The sequence below is a fragment of the Halomonas sp. OfavH-34-E genome, from assembly GCF_024124525.1.
Lineage (GTDB): Bacteria > Pseudomonadota > Gammaproteobacteria > Pseudomonadales > Halomonadaceae > Halomonas > Halomonas litopenaei.
This window is the reverse complement of the sequence record NZ_JAMXRY010000005.1, coordinates 61,842-85,558: the sequence shown is the minus strand read 5'-3', so window position 1 is coordinate 85,558 and position 23,717 is coordinate 61,842. Positions and strand designations below refer to the sequence as shown.

The 23,717-nt window shown below is 65.5% G+C and carries 22 protein-coding genes; 10 read left to right on the top strand and 12 right to left on the bottom strand.

Features of this window, described 5'->3' with window-relative positions; all coding sequences use genetic code 11:
- The first annotated feature begins 4 nt into the window (after positions 1-4).
- The 7 genes from NH448_RS03725 (at position 5) to msrA (ending at position 5,905) form a co-directional block, all read left to right on the top strand.
- On the top strand, positions 5-709 hold the full coding sequence (locus tag NH448_RS03725; protein ID WP_045992793.1) for an ABC transporter permease: 705 nt from the start codon (positions 5-7) through the stop codon (positions 707-709).
- Positions 709-1,440: an ABC transporter permease gene (locus NH448_RS03720; protein WP_045992794.1), complete on the top strand. Its 732-nt coding sequence runs from the start codon at positions 709-711 to the stop codon at positions 1,438-1,440. Before NH448_RS03725 ends, NH448_RS03720 begins: the two co-directional genes overlap by 1 nt.
- A gap of 200 nt (positions 1,441-1,640) precedes the next feature.
- Complete coding sequence (locus NH448_RS03715; RefSeq protein ID WP_045992836.1) at positions 1,641-2,402, top strand: transporter substrate-binding domain-containing protein; 762 nt, start codon at positions 1,641-1,643, stop codon at positions 2,400-2,402.
- Positions 2,403-2,829: 427 nt separating this feature from the next.
- Complete coding sequence (locus NH448_RS03710) at positions 2,830-3,612, top strand: transporter substrate-binding domain-containing protein (RefSeq protein WP_083970403.1); 783 nt, start codon at positions 2,830-2,832, stop codon at positions 3,610-3,612.
- Between the two features lie 61 nt (positions 3,613-3,673).
- Positions 3,674-4,831, top strand: coding sequence for a beta-aspartyl-peptidase (gene iadA, locus NH448_RS03705; RefSeq protein WP_045992795.1), 1,158 nt, complete (start codon positions 3,674-3,676; stop codon positions 4,829-4,831).
- 115 nt (positions 4,832-4,946) lie between these two features.
- The gene (gene msrB / locus NH448_RS03700; protein WP_045992796.1) at positions 4,947-5,393 is read left to right on the top strand and encodes a peptide-methionine (R)-S-oxide reductase MsrB; all 447 of its coding nucleotides are present in this window, start codon (positions 4,947-4,949) and stop codon (positions 5,391-5,393) included.
- Positions 5,394-5,395: 2 nt separating this feature from the next.
- A complete protein-coding gene (msrA, locus tag NH448_RS03695) occupies positions 5,396-5,905 on the top strand; it encodes a peptide-methionine (S)-S-oxide reductase MsrA (RefSeq protein WP_045992797.1) in 510 nt (169 codons plus the stop codon).
- A 145-nt stretch (positions 5,906-6,050) separates the two neighbouring features.
- Here the strand turns inward: msrA and cadR are convergent, their stop codons facing one another.
- Entirely contained in the window at positions 6,051-6,500 is a 450-nt protein-coding gene (cadR, locus tag NH448_RS03690; protein ID WP_045992798.1) for a Cd(II)/Pb(II)-responsive transcriptional regulator, read from the bottom strand.
- A gap of 575 nt (positions 6,501-7,075) precedes the next feature.
- Between cadR and NH448_RS03685 the strand changes: the two genes are divergently transcribed.
- The gene (locus NH448_RS03685; RefSeq protein WP_253028419.1) at positions 7,076-9,166 is read left to right on the top strand and encodes a cation-translocating P-type ATPase; all 2,091 of its coding nucleotides are present in this window, start codon (positions 7,076-7,078) and stop codon (positions 9,164-9,166) included.
- Positions 9,167-9,570: 404 nt separating this feature from the next.
- On the opposite strand, the gene NH448_RS03680 is transcribed toward NH448_RS03685, so the two are convergent.
- The 9 genes from NH448_RS03680 to NH448_RS03640 all read right to left on the bottom strand — a co-directional run bounded on the left by NH448_RS03680 (position 9,571) and on the right by NH448_RS03640 (position 19,190).
- Positions 9,571-9,825, bottom strand: a complete 255-nt coding sequence (locus NH448_RS03680; RefSeq protein ID WP_045992800.1) for a type II toxin-antitoxin system prevent-host-death family antitoxin — start codon at positions 9,823-9,825, stop codon at positions 9,571-9,573.
- 82 nt (positions 9,826-9,907) lie between these two features.
- Positions 9,908-10,642 carry a glutamine amidotransferase gene (locus NH448_RS03675; RefSeq protein ID WP_045992838.1) on the bottom strand — a complete coding sequence of 245 codons (735 nt, stop codon included), beginning with the start codon at positions 10,640-10,642 and terminating at the stop codon, positions 9,908-9,910.
- Between the two features lie 124 nt (positions 10,643-10,766).
- A complete protein-coding gene (locus tag NH448_RS03670; protein ID WP_185696393.1) occupies positions 10,767-11,945 on the bottom strand; it encodes an iron-containing alcohol dehydrogenase in 1,179 nt (392 codons plus the stop codon).
- Positions 11,946-11,952: 7 nt separating this feature from the next.
- Positions 11,953-13,338, bottom strand: coding sequence for an aldehyde dehydrogenase family protein (locus NH448_RS03665; RefSeq protein ID WP_045992801.1), 1,386 nt, complete (start codon positions 13,336-13,338; stop codon positions 11,953-11,955).
- A gap of 73 nt (positions 13,339-13,411) precedes the next feature.
- Entirely contained in the window at positions 13,412-14,791 is a 1,380-nt protein-coding gene (locus NH448_RS03660) for a glutamine synthetase (RefSeq protein ID WP_045992802.1), read from the bottom strand.
- A 99-nt stretch (positions 14,792-14,890) separates the two neighbouring features.
- On the bottom strand, positions 14,891-15,949 hold the full coding sequence (locus NH448_RS03655; RefSeq protein WP_045992803.1) for a twin-arginine translocation signal domain-containing protein: 1,059 nt from the start codon (positions 15,947-15,949) through the stop codon (positions 14,891-14,893).
- Positions 15,950-16,085: 136 nt separating this feature from the next.
- Entirely contained in the window at positions 16,086-17,408 is a 1,323-nt protein-coding gene (locus tag NH448_RS03650; RefSeq protein ID WP_045992804.1) for a TRAP transporter large permease subunit, read from the bottom strand.
- A gap of 90 nt (positions 17,409-17,498) precedes the next feature.
- The gene (locus NH448_RS03645) at positions 17,499-18,047 is read right to left on the bottom strand and encodes a TRAP transporter small permease subunit (RefSeq protein ID WP_045992805.1); all 549 of its coding nucleotides are present in this window, start codon (positions 18,045-18,047) and stop codon (positions 17,499-17,501) included.
- Positions 18,048-18,230: 183 nt separating this feature from the next.
- Complete coding sequence (locus tag NH448_RS03640) at positions 18,231-19,190, bottom strand: LysR family transcriptional regulator (protein ID WP_045992806.1); 960 nt, start codon at positions 19,188-19,190, stop codon at positions 18,231-18,233.
- Between the two features lie 183 nt (positions 19,191-19,373).
- Here NH448_RS03640 and NH448_RS03635 point away from each other — a divergent pair, with 183 nt between their 5' ends.
- Positions 19,374-20,174 (top strand): TraX family protein, encoded by an 801-nt coding sequence (locus NH448_RS03635; RefSeq protein WP_124803332.1) that lies wholly within the window; start codon positions 19,374-19,376, stop codon positions 20,172-20,174.
- Between the two features lie 177 nt (positions 20,175-20,351).
- Here the strand turns inward: NH448_RS03635 and NH448_RS03630 are convergent, their stop codons facing one another.
- Positions 20,352-21,296, bottom strand: coding sequence for a LysR substrate-binding domain-containing protein (locus NH448_RS03630; RefSeq protein ID WP_045992807.1), 945 nt, complete (start codon positions 21,294-21,296; stop codon positions 20,352-20,354).
- A 201-nt stretch (positions 21,297-21,497) separates the two neighbouring features.
- On the opposite strand from NH448_RS03630, the gene NH448_RS03625 reads away from it, so the two are divergent.
- Positions 21,498-22,508, top strand: a complete 1,011-nt coding sequence (locus NH448_RS03625) for a YeiH family protein (RefSeq protein ID WP_045992808.1) — start codon at positions 21,498-21,500, stop codon at positions 22,506-22,508.
- 124 nt (positions 22,509-22,632) lie between these two features.
- On the opposite strand, the gene NH448_RS03620 is transcribed toward NH448_RS03625, so the two are convergent.
- On the bottom strand, positions 22,633-23,622 hold the full coding sequence (locus NH448_RS03620; protein ID WP_045992809.1) for a BMP family protein: 990 nt from the start codon (positions 23,620-23,622) through the stop codon (positions 22,633-22,635).
- Positions 23,623-23,717 lie beyond the last annotated feature (95 nt).

Genomic DNA, 23,717 nt, shown 5'->3' with positions numbered 1-23,717 from the left:
ACCCATGATTGACCTTCACGGTTACGGGCCACGCCTTCTCGAGGGGGCGCTGGTCACCATCGAACTGGCGGTGCTGTCACTGATCCTGGCCATCGGGCTTGGCCTTGTCACCGCCAGCGCCAAGATGTCGCGCAACTGGGTGGCCCACCGCCTGGGCACCCTCTATACCACCATCATCCGCGGCGTACCGGACCTGGTGCTGATGATGCTGCTGTTCTTCGGCGGCCAGATCGGCATCAACATGGTCACCGACTGGCTGTATGCCCGCTTCGGTATCGACATCTTCATCAACGTCAACGAGTTCGTCGCCGGCGTCCTGACCATCGGCCTGATCTTCGGTGCCTATATGGGCGAGACCTTCCGTGGCGCCTTTCTGGCGGTGGACAGCGGCCAGATCGAGGCAGGCCGCGCCTACGGCATGAGCCACGCCCTGGTGTTCCGCCGTATTCGCTTCCCGCAGATGATGCGCCATGCCCTGCCGGGCCTGTCCAACAACTGGATGGTGCTGTTGAAGACCACTGCCCTGGTCTCGGTAATCGGCCTGTCCGACATGGTGCGGGTCGCCGCGGAGGCCTCCAAGGCCACCCGCGAGCCCTTCCTGTTCATGATCATCGTGGCGGTCATCTATCTGCTGATCGCCAGCGTCTCGGAGTGGTTCTTCGCCAGACTGCAGAAGCGCTACGACGTCGGCTTCGGAGGGCATGACTGATGGATTCACTGCTTGCCTCAATCGAAGCACTGCTGGCCAACAACACCATCTTCACCCTCGACACCCTGTCCTACTACGGTGAGGGCCTGACCACCACGGTCCAGCTGGTGTTCCTGTCATTGATCGTCGGCCTGATCGCCGCGGTGCCACTGGCCATCGGCCGGGGTTCCAAGCGCCGCTGGATCAAGATGCCGATCTTCTTCTACACCTATGTGTTCCGCGGCACGCCGCTGCTGGTGCAGCTCTATCTTATCTACTACGGAGTGGTGTTCGTCGAGGGCATCCAGGACACCTGGCTATGGGTACTGCTGGAGAAGCCGTTCTTCCCGGCGCTGGTGGCGTTCTCGTTGAACACCGCGGCCTACACTACCGAGATCTTCCATGGTGCGATCAAGGCCACCCCGCGTGGCGAGATCGAGGCGGCCAGGGCCTACGGCATGCGCTACTCGCTGATGATGCGCCGCATCGTGCTGCCCAGCGCCTTCCGCCGGGCGCTGCCGGCCTACGGCAACGAGGTGATCTTCATGCTCCACGCCAGCGCCATCGCCAGCGTGGTGACCATCATGGACCTGACCGGTGCGGCACGCTTCGTCTATGCCCGCTACTACGCGCCCTTCGACGCCTTCCTGTTCGTGGCGGCGATCTACCTGTGCCTGACCTTCGCCATCCTGTACCTGTTCCGCTATCTGGAAAAGCGCCTGCTGGCTCACTTGAAGCCGGCCTCCGGTTAAGCCGTCGTGACGCCGGAGGCCACCGCCTCCGGCGCCGTCGCGCTATCGTCAAACAAGCGTTGGGAACTGGCGTTTCATTTCTGCCGCCCTGCCCTTCCTGAGAGGGCCCCGATTCGCTAAGGTGATGGTATGCGTCCACAAGACGCCCTCCCATCGCATCAACACCCGCTTATCAATAACAAGGGTTTACCGATATGACACTGCGCAAGCTCTTTACCGCTGGCCTGATCGGCACCGCGGTTCTCGCTTCTACCGCCCAGGCCGAGGTTCGTGACATCCGCATCGGCGTCGATGTGCCCTACGAGCCGATGGAATACCGCACCCCCGACGGCGAGCTGACCGGCTTCGACATCGATCTGGGTAACGCTCTTTGTGCTGAAGTCGGCATCCAGTGCGAGTGGGTGGTTCAGGGCTGGGACGGCATCATCCCCGGCCTGATGGCGCGCAAGTACGACGCCATCATGTCCTCCATGACCATCAACGACGAGCGTCGTGAGCAGGTGCTGTTCTCCGACCCCTACTTCACCCCGCCGTCCGCCTGGTTCGCCCCGACCGACCTGGAGATGGGCAACCCTGACGTCGAGTCCCTCGAGGGTCTGACCATCGGCGTGCAGCGTGGCACCCTGCAGGACAACTACGTCACCGACCTGTACGGCGACGTGGCCGATGTCAGCCGCTACGCCACCGCCGACGACCTGGTGCTGGACATGGACTCCGGCCGCGTCGACATCGGCTTCCTCGACTATCCGGTCGGCAAGTCGACCCTGCTGGACAGCGAGGCAGGCGACTACAAGGTGGTCGGTGAGCAGATCACCGAGCCCAAGGAGTACTTCGGTGACGGCTTCGGCATCGCCTTCCGTCAGCGTGACGAGGACCTGGCCAAGGCCTTCAACGAGGCGCTCGCCACCCTGAAGGACAACGGCACCTACGAAGAGATTCATGCCAAGTACTTTGCTGAATAAGTCTTTGCTGAATAAGCATCTTGCTGAAGCAACAAGTCCTGCCCGAGCCAACGCCTCGAGCAGGCACCGCGCCGGACCCTCTTGGGTCCGGTGTCACCACCGGCACTCGCTGGAACACTTGCTGGCAATCTTGCTGTAGCACTCGCTAGAACACTCGATAGCACCTTGAAGCGACAGGACATCTTCGTGCCCCTGACCCGGCTCCCCATCTTCGCAGAGTCCCTTCCCCGGCCGCCCTGGCTGGATGGCTTTGCCCTGAGTGAATGGTTCGACGAATAGCGTCCCCGGCGTATACTCCAACGCCTTGAAAGTTCTGCTTGTTCGCCCTCCCCTGGCGACATTCCCCTGTGTGTAGGCAGCTCCCTGCTGATGCATCGCTGCAGGGGTCATATGCTGTGGTTATTCACTCTTGTCCAAGGAAGTCCCCATGAATCGTTCTCCCCTGCTGCTCGCCTCCGCCCTGTCCGCGCTGATGATCGGCGCAGGCCCAGCACTCGCCGATGAGCCGCTTCGCCTGGCCGTCGATGTGCCCTACGAACCCTTCGAGTACAAGACCGCCGACGGTACCCTGACCGGCTTCGAGATCGACCTGGGCAACGCCGTCTGCGAGCGCCTCGAGATCCAGTGCACCTGGGTCGAGCAGCCCTGGGACGGCATGATCCCGGCGCTGATGGCGCGCAAGTTCGACGCCATCATGTCGTCCATGGCGATCACCGAGGAACGCAGCCGCCAGGTGCTGTTTTCCGAGCCCTACTACACCACCCCGAGCGCCTGGATCACGCCGCGCGGCCGCGACATCGACATCGCCGACAAGGCCAGCCTCGAAGGCCTGAGCGTCGGCGTGCAGCGCGCCACCCTGCAGGATCGCTACGTCACCGACCTGTACGGCGATGTGCTCGAAGTGCGCCGCTACGCCAGTGCCGACGACGTGGTCGCCGACCTGCGTGCCGGCCGCCTGGACCTGACCTTCATGGACTATCCGATCGCCGAGGCGATGATCGACATCGATACCGAACAGAGCGACTTCGTGCGCATCAGCGACTTCATCAAGGAGCCCGAGACCTACTTCGGCCAGGGCGTCGGCGTGGCCTTCCGCAAGCGCGACCGTGAACTCGCCGAGCGTTTCAACGAGGCCCTGGCCGAGCTCAAGTCAGACGGCACCTACGACGAGATCATGAACGAGTACTTCAGCTACGACGTCAAACTGTGAACGTTGCCCTTTATCGTTCAGGCCGGCCTGCCCCAGGGCCGGCCCTGTCTCGGGAGCCGCCATGCTGACCCTTCTGAAGAATGCCCGCCTCTACGCCCCTGCCGCGATGGGCCTGAAGCACCTGCTGATCACCGACCGCCGCATCGCGGCGGTGCTGGAGCCCGAGGCCAGCGTCGATGAACACTTTCCCGGCCTCGAGGTACACGACCTCGAGGGCCGGCGGGTCATCCCTGGCCTGGTCGATCCGCTGGTGCACATGACCGGCGGTGGTGGCGAAGGCGGCTTTGGCACCCGCACCCCCGAGCTCCGCCTCGAGGATGCCATCGCCTCCGGCGTCACCACCCTGGTGGGGGCGCTCGGCACCGACGCTCTGACCCGCACGCCGGCCAACCTGCTCGGCAAGGTACGCGAGCTCGCCGCCGGCGGCCTGAGCTGCTACGCCTACACCGGCTCCTACCAGCTGCCGCCGGTGACCCTGACCGGCTCGGTGGCCGAGGATATCGTCCATATCCCCGAGTTCATCGGCGTCGGTGAGGTCGCCATCAGCGACCATCGCGGCTCCCAGCCCAGCGCCCATGAGCTTGCTCGGCTGGCCTCCGAGAGCCGCACCGCAGGAATGCTCGCCGGCAAGTCCGGGATCGTCTTCATCCACACCGGCGACGCCGAAGGTGGCCTGGAGATCCTGCGTGAGGTAGCACGCACCACGGCCTTGCCCATCGCCCAGTTCATGCCGACCCACATCAACCGCACCGCGGCGCTGTTCGAGGATGGCCTGCGCTTCGCCCGGGACGGCGGGCGGATCGACTTCACCACCAGCACCACGCAGGAGCTTCTGGCCGACGGCGAGGTGCCTGCGTCAGAAGCCGCCGCCAGGGCGCTCAAGGCCCGCGTCGACCCTTCGCGCATCAGCCTGTCCTCCGACGCCAACGCTTCCCTGCCCCGCTTTGACGCCGAGGGGCGATTCGTCGGCCTCGAGGCTGGCCGCCTGGACAGCCTGTTCGAGGTACTGGGCGAGTGCGTCAACGACCACGGCATCGCCCTCGAGGTCGCCGTGGGCCTCGCCAGCACCCACGCCGCAGACGCCCTCGGGCTCAAGCGCAAGGGACGTCTGGCGGTCGGTCAGGACGCCGATCTGCTGGTGCTCAGCGACGATGACTGGGCCATCGACCAGGTCTGGGCGCTGGGCCAATGCCTGCATCGGCGTGACACGAATCGTTAGGCGTGTAAGGATCTCTCCATCACCACGACTGATTACGGTCCCGCAAGCTGGCGTGTAACCTTGATGGCAAGCCATCGCGCCGAGCCTGCGTCTCCCCCACCCACGAGGAGAGCCCATGAAAACCTATGAAAAGTCACCCGAGGCCATCGCCCGACTGAACCGCGAGCAGTATCGGGTCACTCAGGAAAGCGGCACCGAGCGTCCCGGCACCGGGGAGCACCTGCACAACCAGGAGCCCGGCATCTACGTGGACATCGTCTCTGGCGAGCCGCTGTTCGCCTCGTCGGACAAGTACGAGTCCGGCTGTGGCTGGCCCAGCTTCACCAAGCCGATCGAGCCGGCCTACGTCAACGAGCTGGTGGATTCGTCCCATGGCATGATCCGCACCGAGGTGCGCTCATCCCACGGTGACAGCCACCTGGGTCACGTCTTCAACGACGGCCCCAGGGACAAGGGAGGCATGCGCTACTGCATCAACTCGGCGTCGCTCAGGTTCATCCATCGCGATGACATGGAAGCCGAGGGCTACGGCGAATATCTGAATCAAGTCGAGGAGGTCTGAACATGGCACAACAACGCGCAGTTCTCGCAGGCGGGTGCTTCTGGGGCATGCAGGATCTGATTCGCCAGTTGCCAGGGGTCGAGTACACCCGGGTCGGCTACACCGGTGGCGACGTGCAGAACGCCACCTATCGTAACCACGGCACCCACGCCGAGGGTATCGAGATCCTGTTCGATCCCGACGTGATCAGCTATCGCAAGCTGCTGGAGTACTTCTTCCAGATCCATGACCCGACCACGCCCAATCGTCAGGGCAACGACCGTGGCATGTCCTACCGCTCGGCCATCTACTACGTGGATGAAGAGCAGAAGCGTGAAGCGCTCGACACCATCGCCGACGTGGAAGCCTCGGGTCTGTGGCCCGGCAAGGTGGTCACCGAGGTCGAGCCGGTGGGGGATTTCTGGGAGGCCGAACCCGAGCACCAGGACTACCTGCAGCGCATTCCCCATGGCTACACCTGCCACTTCCCGCGCAAGGACTGGGTACTGCCCAGGCGCACCGAAGAGGCCTGATGCGCGTCGTCTGACAACGCCAACCTGGCCATCGCATCACGGCACCCACCAGCGCCGCCCCTCCGGGCGGCGCTGTCGTGTCCGGCTCCTGGTGTCCCTGTCCGGGCTCTATGCAAGGGGAGACGCGGGCTTGCGCCAGCCGGGCTCAACGCCGCGGATGGACGCCACCGACGTGGGCATGCTCCAGCGTCTCGGGGGGATCGACCGGCTGGGACAGTTCATTGAGGATGCCGCACTCGCCGACCTTGCCCTGGCCTGCGCAGCGACGGCGCAGGCCTTCCAGTTCGACCTTGAGCCTGGAGAGCTGAGCGATCCTCTGCTCGACGTGCCCCAGGTGCGCCTCGATCAGGGCGTCGGCCTCCTCGCAGGGCTGCTCGGGATCGTCCTGACAGACCAGCAGCGCGCGGATCTCGTCCAGCGTCATGTCCAGGGCGCGGCAGTGACGGATAAAGTCCAGGCGCTCGGCGTGGGCCTCACGATAGAGTCGATAGTTGCCCTCGCTGCGCGCAGGCTCGGGCAGCAGTCCTTCGCGCTCGTAGTAGCGCACCGTCTCCACCTTGACCCCGCTGCGTCTTGCCAGCTCGCCGATCTTCATGGGTTTTCCTCTCGCCAAACGTCCGTCCATTCTGGCCAGGCATCGACTGTCTCGTGCCAGCCCTTGACCCTATAGTGACTACAGGGTGTCAACTCTGACTCAGAGACCCGAGTGGAGTTCCCAGGATGGTAGATTCCCCCAAGATGGCAGATTCCCCCAAGATGGCAGATTCCCCCAAGATGGCAGATTCCCCCAAGATGGCAGATTCCCCCAAGATGGCAGATTCCCCTGAAGAGCGCAGCGCGAAAAGTACGAGCAAGGCCGGCTGCTGCGCTTACCGAAGCGCAGACGGCGATTCCAGAGTTGACGCAAGACCGGCAAGCACAGATGCCCGCTGCGGCTCCGACGCCAGGACCGAAACAGTAAGCGAAACCAGCTCGGCAAGCGCTGGCAGTTGCTGCGCCTCCAGTGCCACGCCCCGCACTGAAACCAAGACCGAAACTAGAGACGAAACAACAAGCGAAACCAGGACAGCGGGTACCAACACCTGCTGCGGCGCAGCCGAGACTGCCGACACCCCACAGAGCAGCGAAGCGTCCCCTTCGGCTAGTCGTCTTGCGCTGACCATCGACGAGATGTGCTGCCCCACCGAAGAAGGCGTGCTCAGAAAGGCGCTGGCCGATCTTCCCGGGGTCGAGGCACTGAGCTTCCAGCTGATGCAGCGTCGTCTGGTGGTCCATCACCAGGGTGTCGATCGCGACGCCTTGGCCGCCCGTGTCCGCGACACCGGCATGACGCCTCGCTTCGAGGATGACCAAGGCGCCGACGCCGTCCATGATTCCCGCAGCACCACGACGACGCCCTGGGGGCGCCTCGCGCTGGCCGGCATTCTGGCCCTGGGCGCCGAGGCCATCGGCTGGCTAGGGCTGACCGCTGGCTGGCTTACGCCGCTGCTGGCCATCGTCGCCATCGCCCTGGTCGGCCTCCCCACCTGGAAAAAGGGCCTTGTGGCGCTGCGCCACGGCACCCTCAACATCAATGCGCTGATGAGCGTGGCGGTGACCGGCGCCATGCTGATCGGTCACTGGGCCGAGGCGGCCATGGTGATCGTGCTGTTCACCCTGGCCGAGCACCTCGAGGCCAGGTCGCTTGCACGCGCGCGCCAGGCTATCTCAGGACTGCTCGACCTGGCCCCGCCCAGGGCACGGGTGCTGGATGAAGGAGAGTCTGGCAGCGGCGAGTGGCGCGAGATCGACGCCGACGACGTCGCCATCGGTGATCTGGTCAGGGTTCACGCCGGCGAGCGTCTGGCGCTGGACGGCGAGATCGTGCGCGGTGACCCTAGCCTCGACGAGGCGCCGATTACCGGCGAGAGCCTGCCGCGTGATCGCTCCCTCGGCGAGAGCGTCTACGCCGGCTCCATCAACCTGGCCGGCGACTTCGACTACCGCGTCACCCGGCGGGCCAATGATACCACCCTGGCGCGCATCATCCACGCGGTGGAAGAAGCCCAGTCCCGTCGCGCGCCTACGCAGCGCATCATCGATCGCTTCGCCGCCATCTACACCCCGGTGGTGTTCGTGCTGGCCGGGCTGGTCGCGCTGGGCTGGCCACTGCTCGGCCTCGGTCCCTGGCTCGACGGGGTCTACCGCGCCCTGGTGCTGCTGGTCATCGCCTGCCCCTGCGCGCTGGTGATCTCCACCCCGGTAACGGTGGTCAGCGGCCTCGGTGCCGCCGCACGCCAGGGTATCCTGATCAAGGGCGGGGCCTTTCTCGAGCAGGCCACGCGACTCACCCACCTGGCGCTGGACAAGACCGGCACCCTGACCGAGGGCAAGCCACGACTGGTGCGCTCAGCTGCGCTCGGTGACAGCAGCGACGCCGAGGGACAGCGCCTGGCCCTCGCCCTGGCGGAGCGCTCCAACCATCCGGTGTCCCGCGCCCTGGTGCAGGGGCTGGGCTCTCAGCCTAGGGTGTCACTGGAAGGTGTCGAGGAGCGCGGCGGTCGTGGTCTGGTGGCAAGCGAGGTCGATAGCGGTGCGACGGTGTGGCTCGGCAACGCCCGCCTGGCCGGCGAGATGGGGGTCAGCCAGGCCCAGCTGACCAGCAGCGACGCCGACAACGACGACGCCGGCATCGTCTGGCTGGGGCGCGACGAGCGGCTGCTGGCCTACTTCGCGGTCAGGGACGCCCTGCGCAACACCAGCCGCCAAGCCATCGAACGTCTGCATCGCCAGGGGGTGAGCGTCAGCATGCTCAGCGGCGACGCCCAGGCCAGGGTCGATGCCATCGCTCGTGAAGCCGGCATCGACGAGGCCTACGGTGAGCTGTTGCCGGAGGACAAGCTGGCGCGCCTGGACGCGCTGTCCCGACGCGGTGTGTGCGCCATGGTCGGCGACGGCATCAACGACGCTCCCGCCCTGGCCCGGGCCGATATCGGCATCGCCATGGGCGCGGCAGGCAGCGACGTGGCCATCGAGACCGCCGATATCGCGCTGATGAACGACGACCCGGCCAGCCTGCCGCGGCTGATCGACCTGGCCCGCAGCACCCGCCGCCTGCTGGTGCAGAACATCGCCCTGGCGCTCGGCATCAAGGCGGTATTCCTGGCCCTGGCGCTGACCGGCCACGCCACCTTGTGGATGGCGGTGTTTGCCGACCTGGGCTCGAGCCTGCTGGTCGTCGGCAACGGACTGAGGATACTCAGACAGCGGTTTGATGGTTGATAGGCAAAGAGGGAGCACCTGAGCCTGGCTTTTCTGGCGAAGGCAGCTCCCATACTCCCGACCAACACCGCAGCGCGCCTAGTTGCCATGCAATCAGGTGACTACGATGAATGCACTGAATGCACTGGGAGACGCTACCTATGGCCATGCTGACGGTTCGCAACCTTCCCAACGAGGTACATCGCGCCCTGCGCATCCGTGCGGCTCGACACGGTCATAGCATGTAGGCGGAGGTACGCGAGATCCTCGAGACGGCGGTATCGCTCGAGGGCAAGGTCAAGCTGGGTTCGTTGCTGGCCGATATTGGCAAGCAGGCCAGGCTGAGCGACAGCGAATTTGCCGTGTTCGAGCAGGCCCGCGACAAGACGCCTGCGCGACCGGTGAGTCCATAACCCGACGCGCCATCACGGTATCCCTTGCGACGAGTCGAACTGGGAGAAGGTGTCCCATACCGACATACGATCAAAGTCCTCCGGCACGCTGAACTGGCCATCAAGAAAGCCAAGCCGCCTCAGGTGCTCGGGCTCCGGTCTTTCGATGGAGGTAACCCGAACCACCGGCTTGCCCGCCATTGTAATGAAGCATCCTTCTCCCTGACGGACTCGCTCGACGAGCTGTACCAATTGCGTGCTGGCTTCTTCGATGTCAAAGGATCGCATGCTCTTCCCCCCGCCTGGTCACGACAAACTGCCTGCGACATGAGACAAGCGTACAGCCGTATTCAGCTTGCTGCAGTCATCGTCACCCCTCCCTGACCGCCATCGCCTCGCGCATGAAGCGCAGTATCCACTCGGCCATCACGCCGTCGTCGATGCGTCCGGCCAGCGAGGCCTGGCCCTGGCGTACCCGTTCTTCCCCGACCAGGCCCTGGCGCAGTCGCATCAGGTCGCGGGAGTAGTCGGGGCGAAACTCGGGGTGGCCCTGGACGCCAAGAAAGCAGCGGCCGACGCGGATCAGGTAGTGGGGGCAGAAGCCGCTGCCGCCCAGGGTCGAGGCGCCTTCGGGTAGCGCCTCGACCTGATCCTGGTGGCTGACCAGCAGGTCGAGGTCATGCTGCCAGGGGGTCATCCAGGGCTCGCGCTCGCCGACCCGATTGTTGGAAAGCCCCACGCCCCAGCCCTTGGGACTCTTGATCACCTCGCCGCCCAACGCCTTGACGATCAACTGATGGCCGAAGCACACCCCCACCAGAGGCTTCTCCGCGCGATAGAGCGCGCGCACGAAGTCCTCGAGCCGGGCGATCCAGGCGTGGCCGTCGTTGACCCCGAACTTCGAGCCGGTGGTCAGCCAGGCGTCCACTGCCTCGACGTCATCGGGAATCTCGCCGTCCAGGCAACGGTAGACCTGCCACTCGAGGCTGACCCCCAGGGAAAAGGCCGCCGGCGCCAGCAGCGCCTCGAACATGGCCGGATAGTTGCCGTGGGCGTCGATCAGCTCCGGCGCCACGTCGTCGCACTGCAGTAGACCGATTCGCATGATGTTCTCCATCACCAGTACTCCCTTGACGCTGGCCGGCCACCTTGCCAGAGACGACCCGGGCGCCGCCAGGGCCATGTCATCGGGCGGGGCCGGGCGCTATTCCAAGCGCTAATACCAAGCGCTATAGCCGGCCCTGCTGGGCCGCCAGGAAGATGCGTTGATAGTCCTCGGCCGTAAAGGCGATGGGATTGCTTGCCGCGGACGGGTCGACCACCGCCATTTCGCCGATCTTCACCGCCTCGGCGTCGTCGATGCCGATGGCCGCCAGGTCGTGGGGGATAGCGAGCCGCTCGCGCAGCTCGAGCACCCAGTCGATGGCACTTGAGGTGCCCGGCTGGCGAATATCGAGATAGCGACACAGGCGCACCATGGGCTCACCGATGGCGCGCTCGTTGGCCTTGAGCACATAGGGCATCAGGATGGCGTTCAAGGTGCCATGGTGGGCGTCGTACAGCGCCCCCAATGGATGGGCCAGGGCATGCATGGCGCCGAGCCCCCGCTGGAAGGCGGTGGCGCCCATGCTCGATGCCACCAGCATGTTGAGCCGGGCCTCCAGGTCGTCGCCATGGGCGTAGGCCCGGGGCAGATAGTCACGGACCCGGCGCATGCCCTCCACCGCGATGCCCTCGGCCATGGGGTGATAGCCCGGCGCGCACCAGGCCTCCAGACAGTGGGACAGGGCATCCATACCGGTAGCGGCGGTGACCGCAGGGGGCAGGCCCACGGTCAGGGTCGGGTCCAGGATCACCCGGGCCGGCACCATGCCGGGGTGGAAGATGATGCGCTTGACCCGCTCGGCCTCGTCGGTGATCACCGAGGCGCGTCCCACCTCCGAGCCGGTACCTGCGGTGGTCGGCACCGCCACCAGCGGCACGATGGCGTCGCCGTCGGCGTTCTTCCAGTTGTCGCCGACGTCCTCCAGCGACCACAGCGACAGGCCGTCGCGCTGATTGGCCATCAGCGCCACCGCCTTGGCCGCGTCGAGTCCGGAGCCTCCGCCGAAGGCGATCACGCCGTCGTGCTCACCCTGGCGGAAGGCGTCGACGCCGGCGATGACGTTGGCACCGGTGGGATTGCCCTTGATCTCGGCAAACAGCCCCGCCCTGAGTCCTTCGCCGGCGCAGTGATCGAGCACTTCGCGCACCATCGGCAGCGCCGCGAGCCCCGGATCGGTGATCAACAACGGCGCTGTCATGCCAAGCTCTCGGCACTGGGCCGGCAGGTCACGAATCCGACCGGCGCCGGTGAGGATGGCCGAGGGGTAGTTCCAGCTGGTGGTGTAGCGGCTGATATCGCTCATGGTTGCCTCAGGCGTGTTTCAGATGGAAGGACTTGGGCCGGGTCAGGCTGTCGAAGCCGAGCCGCGACAGCGAGCAGCCGCGACCCGAATGCTTGACGCCGGTCCAGGCCAGCTCCGGGTCCAGATAGTCGCAGCGATTGACGAAGGCGGTGCCCACCTGAAGCCGCGCGGCCAGCGCTTCGCCGGCGACCAGGTCGCGGGTGAAGATCGCCCCGGTCAGGCCGAACTCGGAGTCATTCATCAAGGCGATGGCCTCGTCGTCGCCGTCCACCGCCATCACCCCGACCACCGGGCCGAAGCTCTCCTCGCGCATCACCGCCATGCTGTGGTCGACCCCGGTCAACAGCTGTGGCGCCAGATAGGCGCTGCCGGGGCGCGACAGCGGATAGTCGCCGGGGTCGATCCAGGCGCGAGCGCCGGCGGCCACCGCCGCCTCCACCTGGCCCCGTACGAAGTCGGCGGCGGCGGGCTTGACCACCGGCCCCAGGCTGGTTGACGGGTCGCAGGGGTTGCCGAGCCTGAGCTGCTTCAGCCAGGCCACCGCCCGTTCGACGAAGTCATCGAAGATGGCGCGCTCGACGTAGATCCGCTCGATGCCACAGCAGCTCTGGCCCGAGTTGAAGAAGGCGCCGTCCATCACCCCTTCCACCGCGCTGTCCAGGTCGACGTCGGCACGCACATAGGCGGCGTCCTTGCCGCCGAGTTCCAGCGCCGTGGCGATAAAGCGCCCGGCGGTGGCGGCTTCGACGGTGCGACCACCGCCCACCGAGCCGGTGAAGGACACATGGTCGATGCGAGGGTCACCCATCAGGGACTCGGTGGCCTGGTGGCTCAGATGCAGGTACTGGAACACCCCCTCGGGGATACCCGACTCTCGGGCGGCCTCGACCATGCGCTCGGCACACAGCGGGGTCTGGGCGGAGTGCTTGAGGATCACCGCATTGCCGGCGAGGATCGCCGGCACCACGGCGTTCACCGCGGTCATGTAGGGGAAGTTCCAGGGCGCGACGATCAGCGAGACGCCCAGCGGTTCGCGGCGGATATAGCGGGTAAAGCCGGGCTTGTCGGCCAGGCGCAGCGGCGCGAGCGCCTCAGGCGCCATGGCGATCATCGCCCGGGCGCGCTCCTCGAAGCCGCCGATTTCCCCGCCGCCCTGAGAAATGGGCCGGCCCATCTGCCAGCACAGCTCCTCGGCGTGCTGATCGCGCCGGGCGACGAAGGCGTCCACCATCGCACTGCACAGGCGGCAGCGCTCGGCGACGTCACGTTCGCGCCAGTCCTGCTGGGCCTCGACCGCGCGGGCCAGGGCCGTTTCGATCTCGGCCGCGCCGGCCTGCTCGCGCTCCACGTACACCGAGCCGTCCACCGGCGATATCGTCTGTTGAATGGCCATGCAGTTCTCTCGTCTGTCGGTTGGCGGGATGCCGGGCATCCGCGTCAGATGATCTCGATACCGGGCATCCGCGTCAGATAATCTCGAAATAGCGATCGAGCTCCCAGTCGGTGATATGCCGACGGAATTCGCGCTCCTCCCACTCCCGGGTGGCGGCAAAGTGCTCGACGAAGTCGTCGCCGAAAAGCCCGCGCGCAGGCGTCGATGCCTTGAGCCGCTGGGCCGCCTCCCACAGGGTTCGCGGCAGCGCCTGGTGCTCGGGATGGTCGAGCTCGTAGGCGTTGCCGGTAACCGCGGTATCGGGCTCGAGCCCCTGCTCGATGCCATAAAGGCCGGCACCGATGGCCGCGGCCAGCGCCAGGTAGGGATTGGCGTCGGCGCTGCCGAGCCGGTATTCGACCCGCTGGGACTTGGCGCTGCCGGGGATCACGCGCAGGGCGGTGGTGCGATTCTCGACGCCCCAGGTGGCGTCCGTCGGCGCCCAGAAGCCGGGAATCAGCCGGGTGTAGCTGTTGATGGTGGGGGCGAACATGGCCAGAAACTCGGGCATCAGCCGCTGCTGGCCGGCGACGAAGTGACGCTGGATGGCGCTCATGGAGTGCTCGGCGTCGGAGTCGTAGAAGGCCGACTCGCCGCTCTCGAGGTGCTTCATCGACAGGTGGATATGGCCGCTCTGGCCGGGATAGTCCGGCGACCACTTGGCCATGAAGGTGGCCATCAGGCCGCGTCGCTGGGCCCACACCTTGGTGAAGGTCTTGAACAGCGCCGCCTTGTCGCCGGCGGCCAGCGCCTCGTCGACGCCGATGGCGGCCTCGAGCACGCCTGGCCCGGTCTCGGTGTGCAGCCCCTCGATGGGGAAGTCCATGCGCTGGGACAGCTCCAGCAGCTCGTGGTAGAGCTCGGCATGCACCGAACTCCTGAGCATGGAGTAGCCCATCATGTCCGGGGTCAGCGGGCGCAGGTTGCGAAAGCCCTTCTCGCGCACCGATTCCGGCGTCTCCTGGAACATGAAGAATTCATACTCCAGCGAGCCGTGTACCGAGAAGCCCATCTCGGCGGCCCGGCCCAGCACTCGCCGCAGCAGGCCACGCGGACAGATCGCCTCGGCCCGCTCGGTGAATTCGGCCATGAACAGCAGCATGTCGCCTTCAAAGGGTACCTCGCGACAGCTCTCCGGCAGCACGCGCAACTGGGCGTCGGGATAGCCGGTGTGCCAGCCGGTGTAGCGCGTGTTGTCGTACAGCTCGTCCTTGCTGTCCCAGCCCAGCACCACGTCGCAGAAGGCGAAGCCGCCGTCGAGGGCGGCAAAGAACTTGTCGCAGTGCATGTACTTGCCGACCATCACCCCGTCCAGATCGAGGAAACCGATCTTGACGTGGGAGAGGTTGCGCGCCTCGACCACCCGGCGGGCGTCATCCGCCGTGCGCACGTCCCTGGGATTGAGTCCTGACATCGATCACCCTCCTCATGGGCGAAGGAACAAGGGCGAAGAAACAACGGGCCGACCTTGATTGCCGGGCCGGCCCGCAACGCCCGATATCTACCGAGAGTGTCAGCTGTAGCGGTAGGGAGGTCCCGCCTGCTGCATGGTCTGACGATAGTCCTTGAGGATCTGCACCACCTTGGCGTTGCGCTCGCTCTGGCCTGCGATCTCGTCCCAGAAGCTCAGCGCCTCGTCCTCGATGGTCTGCCACTCGCTTTCCGGGATCGAGGTCAGCTCCAGCTTGCCGCCCTGGGTGCGGTAGTGGGCCTCGCCCCACCAGTACCAGTGCTGACGATAGTAGTGAGAGCTGTCCATGCACATTCTGAACAGCGTCTTCAGGTGATCCGGCAGCTCGTTCCAGCGCTCGCTGTTGGCGAAGTAGGAGCCGGCCCAAGCGCCGGAAATATTGTTGGTCAGGTAGTAGCTGGAGACGTCCGCCCAGCCCACGGTGTAGGCCTCGGTGATGCCGGCCCAGGCGATGCCGTCGAGTTCGCGGGTCTGCATGGCGACCTCGATGTCCTCCCACGGCAGGGTCACCGGCACCACCCCGAAGCGGGTCAGGAAGCGCCCGGCGGTGGGGAAGGTGAAGACCCGTTTGCCCTCCAGGTCCTTGATGCTGCGAATCGGCTCCCGGGTGACAAAGTTGCAGGGGTCCCAGCTGCCGGAGCCGAGCCAGGTCACTCCCTCGATCTCGCCGTAGGCCTCCTCCCAGATTTCCTTGAGGCCGTAGTGGTTGAACAGGGTCGGCACGTCCAGGCTATAGCGCGAGGCGAACGGGAAGTAGCCGCCGAACACCGAGACATCGACCGGGGCGTTGATCGAGTCGTCGTCGCTCTGCACCGCGTCGATGGTGCCCCGCTGCATCGCTCGGAACAGCTCGCCGGTGGGCACCAGCTGGTCGGAGAAGTACAGCTCGATCTCCATCTCGCCGTTGGCGGCCTTGTTGAAGGCCTCGATGGAGGGCTTGATCACGTGCTCCGCCAGGGCTGGCCCTGCGTAGGTCTGCAGTCGCCAGCGGATCGGTGTCTTCGACTGGGCGTGGACGTAGGGGGCGGCCAGGGTGCCCGCCCCCACGGTGGCGGCGGTGGCGACACCGGCCTTCTTGAGGAAGTCGCGACGATTGGTCATCCGTTCTCTCCCGTTTTCGTTGTTGTTGCCTGACGTTGCGTCCGTAAAGGACGCCTGTTGTCGTCTTCTCCTGCCTTCTTTAAAGCTCCTTGCTTCACATCCCTGCCTGCCGGGCCAAGACCGCGACAGTCCTGCCTCAGTAGTCCCTGAACAGACCCGGCAGCCATAGCGCCAGCTCGGGAAACGCGGTGATCAGCGCAAGCCCCGCCAGCATGATGGCGACGAACGGCCAGACGCTGCGGTAGATGTCGCCGAGACTGATCTCCGGCGGGGCCATGGCGCGCATCAGAAAGAGGTTGTAGCCAAACGGTGGGGTCATGTAGGCGATCTGCACGGTGATGGTGTAGAGCACTCCGTACCAGATCGGGTCGAAGCCCAGTGTGATCACCAGCGGCACGTACAGCGGCGCCACGATCACCAGCATGGCGGTGTCGTCGAGGAACATGCCCAGCAGAATGTAAGACAGCTGCATCATCACCAGGATCTGCCAGGGGGTGAGGCCGAACTGGTCGAGGAATACCGACTCGATGGCGCGCACCGCGCCGAGACCGTCGAACACCGCGCCAAAGCACAGCGCCGCCAGGATGATCCACATGAACATGCAGGTGATGCCGAGCGAGCGACGCACCGTGGTCTCGATTACCGCCAGCGTCAGACGGCGCTTGAACGCCGCCGCCAGGGTCGCCGACAGCGCCCCCACCGCGGCGCTCTCGACCAGGCTGGTGACGCCCATCACGAACAGCCCGGTCATGAAGAAGAAGATCGCCAGCGGCATGATGCCCGCGCGCAGAAGCTTCAGCTTGTCGGCGGTGGACAGGTTGCGCTCCTCCGGCGGCAGCGCAGGCCCCAGGCTCGGCTGCAGGCGACAGCGCACCACGATGTAGATGACGAACATCGCCGCCAGGATCAACCCGGGGATGGCTCCGGCCAGCCATAGCTGGCTGACCGGCTGTCGCGCGATCATGCCGTAGAGCACCAGCACCACGCTGGGCGGCACCAGGATGCCAAGCGAGCTTCCGGCCTGGATTACCCCGGTGACCATGATCTTGTCGTAGCCCCGGCGCAGCAGTTCCGGCAGGGCGATGGTGGCGCCGATGGCCATGCCGGCCACACTCAGTCCATTCATCGCCGAGACCACCACCATCAGGCCGATGGTACCCACGGCGAGCCCGCCCTTGAGCCCGCCCATCCATACGTGGAACATCTCGTAGAGTTCGGAGGCAATGCCCGACTCCGACAGCATGTACCCCATGAAGATGAACAAAGGCAGGGTCAACAGCGGATACCAGTTCATCAACTGGATGGCAGCGCTGAACGGCATCTCCATGCCGCCATCGCCCCACAGCAAGAGCGCCGCCGCCGCGCCGACGAAGCCGATGACGCCGAACACCCGCTGTCCGGTCAACAGCAGCAACATCATCGAAGAGAACATCGTCAGCGCGATCATTTCATAGCTCATCGATCGCCCTCCGTCCCTGGCTCTGGCTTAGAAACAGCAACATCATCGACGCTCTCGACAAGGGCAGCGTAAGCGCGATCATTTCATAGCTCATCGATCGCCCTCCCCGTCCTTCTCCCCCTCGGTCTGCTCGAGCGGGTGTCCTCTCAGCACGGCGATATCCTTGAACAGGGTCGAGAGGCACTGGGCGAGCATCAGCGCTACCCCCAGGGTCATGATGATCTTGATCGGCGCCAGCGGCGGCGCCCAGGAGCTGTAGTTGGTCTCGCCGTACTTGATCGCGTAGCTGGTGCTGGAGATGCCGCCGGCCAGCAGGGTGGCGAGGAACACCAGCAACAGCAGCATGGTCAGGACGTCGCTCATGGCCTTGGCCCGTGGCGATAGTCGGGTATAGAAGAGGTCCATGCGCACATGGTCGTCGAGCTGCATGGAGTAGGCGCCGCCCAGCAGAAAGTAGGCGACCATCAGGAACTGGGAGACCTCGACGCCCCAGATCAGCGGCCGATCAAACAGGGTGCGCGAGAGCGAGGCGTAGAGCAGGACCCCGATCATCACGAAGATCAGGTACATGACGATACGACCGATACGCCGATTGAATCGGTCCACGTAGCGGACGTAGAGACGAATGGCTGCCGGCATGGGCGCTCCCGGACACAAGAGGAATCTCCTGAGTCTTGGCCCAGCCTGGCCGGACGTGCCAGTTGCATCGACTTCAACGACGTGATGACTATCGAAGCTTTCGATACTGCTCAAGCAAAGTGCAGAGAAAAGCAGCCACTGCACCGAAACCGGCCATGCAACTAACCATCGCCGGGAATATTCTCACACGGAAGTGACGATCTGCTCCTCGACCCAGGGCAGCTCCTCGGTGAGCGTGGCACGAAAGTCGCCGTCCAGCAGGCGGCGGGCGTCCCGCGCCAGCTGCCCGGGCAAGCCACCGAGTTCGTCGCGCCTTGCGACCAGCGTCAACGAGCGCTTGAGCGGCGCCAGCGGCAGCGCTTCGATACGCACCCTGAGCTGATCGAGCCCCGCCTGATACAGGCACAGCGGGGTCGTCACGGTAAAGCCGACGCCGTCGCTCACCGCCTTGAGCAAGGCGCAGGTGTTGTCCAGGTGCAGCCGCGCCGGCAGCTCCACACCGGCCAGGCGCAGGTGGCGCTCGATACTCTGGCCGATCAGCGACTGTGGCACGTAGCGCACGAAGTCGAGCTGACGCGATAGCCAGCGCAGATTGTCAGCAGGCCCCGTCCAGCTCGCCGGCAACACCAGCACAAAGGGCTCGTCCAGCACCCTGTGACGCTCCAGGCCGTCGTAGTTTTCCAGCCGATCGTCGGAGATGATCACGTCCACGTGCCGGGTCAGCAGCGAGTGGCCGTGCATGTGCGAAAGCCCGGTGGTCAGGGTGTAGTCACGGGTGTGGCGGCGGATGACATCGATCAGCGGCTTGCCCACGGCGGTGGCCAGCGAATCCACCAGCGCCAGGCGCATCTGATGCAATTGACCGAAGGCGCCGGTGATCAGTTCGCGGCGGGTATCCCGGGCCTCGCCCAGCAGACGGCGGGCACGGTCATAAAAGAAGCGTCCGGCGCTGGTGGGTTCCAGCGGCCGCGAGCGGCGCTCGAACAGCGCCAGCCCCAGGCTCTCTTCGAGGGTCGCCAGGCAATGCGACACCGACGACTGGGTCAGGCCGAGCGCCTCGGCGGCGGCGCTCTGGCTACCGCGTTCCAGGGTCTCGACGAAGATTTCCATACTGCGCAGGTCGAAGCCGAAGCCATTCTTCATGGCGTCTCCTCGGTGGTGATGTTGTTATTGTCTCGGCGCTGTTGTCGGCTCTTGCAGGGGCTGTCGCAGGGATCCTTGACCCGGTGCTGATCCTGGTCGGTGTCGAAGCTCTACTCTGACTCCTGCGGAACTTGTCGGCCCGGCACAAGTCTACCCTGGCAAGCCGAACAACAGGGAAGTCCGATGACCTACGTCGCCAGCGCCAGCTACCACGAACGACCGTCCTCCCACTGGACCGGCTGGGGCCAGTGGATCGCGCTTGTCACCATGACCCTGGACCACCTGGCACGCTACCTGGCCACCGACGCCTGGCACCTTGGCTGGGTCGACTCGAGCGTGGGCCGTATCGCCTTTCCACTGTTCGCCGGCATGGTCGCCTGGCACGGGCTATTCAATACCCGTGATCCGCTGCGCTACGCACGCCGGGTGATGATCATCGGTCTGCTGGCCCAGTTACCCTACCAACTGATGCCCCGCGAGGCGCTGTTTCAGCTCAACATCTGCTTTACCCTGGCGCTCGGGCTGATGGCCGGACACTGGCTTGAGCAACTGACCCGGCGACAGGAGGCCGGAGAGCTCGGCCATGTACGCCTGGCGCTGGAAACCCTCGGCGTGGCAACCGGCTGGTACTTTGCCGGCTTCTGGGTCGAATACGGTCACCATGGCCTGTTGCTGGTGCCGTTTTTCATGCTCGGCATGGGCCAGCTCCATCGTACCGACGACGCCCTGCTCTCGCGCCTGCTGGCGGTGGTCGGCTGCCTGCCGCTGCTGCTGGTGGCAGGCATGATGAACAGCTCCGACATGGCCAAGTCGGTGACCGTGGCCACGGTCCTGGCGGTGCTGCTGCTGGCCGCTGGTGCTCACCGGCTATGCCGCGCGCCCGGCATCGTCATGCCGCGGCGGATGTGGCTCGCATGGTATCCGGCCCACTTCGCGGTGATCGCCGCCATTCTGTTGTGGACCGGCAACGCCCAGGTCATGTAACGGCACCGGCAACGGTCAAAGAACCCGCCAAGGTGGCTCGCCTGCTCTTGATACCCCCAGGCCCACTTCGCGGTGATCGCCGCCATCCTGCTGTGGATCGGCAACGCCCAGATAATGTGATATTGAAAGCGCGGTGATCGCCGCCATTCTGCTGTGGAACGGCAACGCCCAGATCCTCTAGGCGTCCTGCGCCGGCAGCGCGAAACGGCTTCTCTGTTCCATCAAGAAGACCTTGAAGGCCTGCCAGGCCGGGCTGCGGTAGCGGTCCGGATGCCACACCAGCGAGAAGTGGCGGGTCAGCGGCAGGTCATGTGACAGCGCCAGCAACTCCCCTCGTTCGAGCTCTCCCCGCACGCTCAGGTGCGACAGGCAACCCAGTCCCAGGCCAGCCGCCACGGCCTGCTTGATCGCCTCGTGCTGTCCCAGCTCCATGCGTACCTTGAGCCTCGGCACCCGGGGCAGCACCGCCGCCTCGAGCACCTCCCGACTGCCGGAGCCGATCTCGCGCAGGATCCACGACTGCTCGACCAGATCAGCGTCCTCGACCCGGCCCTTGGCCACCAGAGGGTGCCCGGGCGCGCAGACGATCACCATATGGTCTTCGCACCACACTTCGCTGGCGAGCCCTGGCTCGTGACAGCGCCCCTCGATCATCCCCAGATCGGCGTCGAAGCGCTGTACCTCGGAGATCACCTCGCCGGTATTGCGCAGTCGCAGGCGCAGGTCGACCCCCGGATGCAGTCCGCCGAACTCCCCGGCCAGCGGCGGCAACAGATAGGTGCCGATGGTGGCGCTGGCGGAAATCGCCAGGCTGCCGTGGAGCTCGTCTCCCGGTTCCTCGGCGGCGGCGATCAGCTCTCCCAGATCATCCAGCAGCTGTTCGGCGCGCGGCAGCAGCCGATGGCCCATGTCGTTCAGGCCAAGCCGCCGTCCCGGGCGTTCGAACAGGGTGACACCAAGCTGACGCTCCAGGTCCGCCAGCGCCTGGCTGGTCGCCGACTGGGACAGGCTCAGTTGCCTGGCCGCGGCGCTGACGGTTCCCAGCCGGGCCACCGCCACGAAGACCTCGAGCTGGCGCAGGGTGATATGGGAGCGGGTGGGACTGTCTGGCGAGAAACTCATCACGGTGCTCGACGGTTGCAGGGAAGATGGCGGGGAAACGACAACGGCTCCTATATCGGCTCAGCTTATAACAGGTTTCGTTATTACACGATAATCATCTGGTATATCCACGCCTAGAATCTCCCTATCGAACCGACGCCTCAGGCTCCACCCAGACGAGCCGGTAGCGGCGATACCCTGACACGAAGAGGAGATCCGCTCATGTGGCAAGGACTTGCGCTATGCGCACTATTGACGCTGGCCGGGCAGGCCATCAGCCGACTGCCCGGTATCGCCGACGCAGGCGTGAGTCCGCTGGTGTTCGCCCTGCTGCTGGGCATCGTGGTCGGCAATCTGCCGCTCAAGCGCACCGTCGAGGGCGCCCAGCCGGGGCTCGCCTTCGCTACCCGCTGGCTGCTGCGCGGCGGCATCGTGCTGTTCGGCCTGTCGCTGACCTTCGCTCAGGTGGTCGGACTCGGGCCCAAGGTGCTGCTGCTGGACGCGCTGATCATCACCGCGGTACTGCTGGTCGGCTACCAGATCGGCACCCGGGTGCTCGGCATGGATCGCGAGACCACCCTGCTGACCAGTGCCGGCAGCGCCATCTGCGGCGCCGCTGCGGTGCTGGCCACCGAGTCGACCATTCGCTCGAAGCCGGCAGCGGCGTCCATGGCGGTGGCCACGGTGGTGCTGTTCGGCTCCCTGGCCATGCTGACCTACCCGCTGCTGTATCCGTGGCTGGGCATGGACGAGGGACTGTTCGGGGTCTATATCGGCGCTACCGTGCATGAGGTGGCCCAGGTGGTCGCCGCCGGCGACGCCGTCGGCCCGGATGCCCTGGCCAACGCGGTCATCGTCAAGCTGGTACGGGTGATGCTGCTGGTGCCCTTCCTGCTGGTGGTCGGCCAATGGTGGCTGCGTCAGCCGACCCAGGAAGGCGCCGAGGCAGGCGCTCAGGGCGCACAAAAGGCCAAGCTGGTGATCCCCTGGTTTGCCCTCGGCTTTATCGCCATGGTCGGCGTCAACAGCGTCATCACCCTGCCCGCGCCGCTGCACTCGGGTCTGGTGCTGGCCGGCCAGATCGCCCTGACCATGGCCATGGCCGCGCTTGGCATCAACACCCGGATGTCTCGCCTCAAGGCGCTCGGCGTGAAGCCCTTTCTGCTCGCCCTGATCCTGTTTGTGCTGCTGGTGGTTGGTGGCGGGATGGCCAGTGCCCTGCTGATGGGCTGACCGGATCGATGGACCGGGCAGGAACCCGATACACAGCGAAGAAGGCGGCCTTGCGGCCGCCTTCTTGCGTGGTGCTGATCCATCATTGAGCAGCGATCGACTTGCCCCCTCGACATGCCCCCTGCTACAGGGAGAATTCCTCGCCGTCGTAGGACGTCTGTACCTCGATGCTTCCTTCGACGATCTCGGCGGCGAGGCGATCGAGTTCGGCGACGATGTCGTCCTCGACCCAGGGCGCCAGCGACAGACGCACCGCCTCCGGGTTCTCCAGGCCGATACGCACCACCTCACCCGAGCTCCAGCTGCCCTGCTTGACCGCCTCGGCAGCTACAAAACCTGCCATGGACACGTTGGCGATGGCGGAGCCGGCGAACACCTCCGGGTAGTCCTCATGCCACTCGCGCACATTGCCGAACTGCCAAACGCCTTCGGCCTCCTGCATCGCCTCGATGGCCCCTTGGCGACCCGCGTTCAACATGGTGAAGATGATATCGGCACCGGCCTCGATCTGGGCGCTGGCCACGTCATGGGCCAGTGACACATCGTCCTGATCGCCGGCGAAGATGGTGAGGAAGTCGGCGTCCGGCCGGGTATGCTGCAGACCGTGGTAGAAGCCCCCGCGACCCTTGAGACCCGGAGTGACGCGAATCCCCGAGATATGGCCCACCACGCCGCTTTGAGTCAGCAGACCCGCCGCTGCACCGGCGAGCCAGGCGGACTGCTCCTGAAGGACTTCATAGCTCGACACATTGTCGCCGGTGACATCCCCCTGGGTGACGGAGAACAGCACCTCGGGATAGTCCGCGGCCACCGTCATCACCGCCTCGGAATTCTGACCTCCGTGGGCGATGATCAGGTCCGGCCCGGCATCCGCCAATCTCCGCAGGGCGGCCTCAAGCGCGTCGGGCTCCGGCGCTATCCCGTCCTCGTAGCTGATCTCGGCGCCAAGTTCGGCCTCGATGTGCTCGAGTCCACGGTAACCCGCCTCCATGAAGCCGCCGTCATCCTTCTGCCCCGGCAATAGCATGGCCACCTCGAAGGCATCCGCCACGGCCAGGGAAGGCGAAAGCGAGAGACCACACAGCGCCGCCATGTATCCAACTTTGCGAATCATCGAACACCTCATTACTTGTTTTTGTATACAGAACGCACCAACTACTCTAGCGCCGTGGTGGCGTCATCGCCACCCTGAAACGACGACGGGCCCCG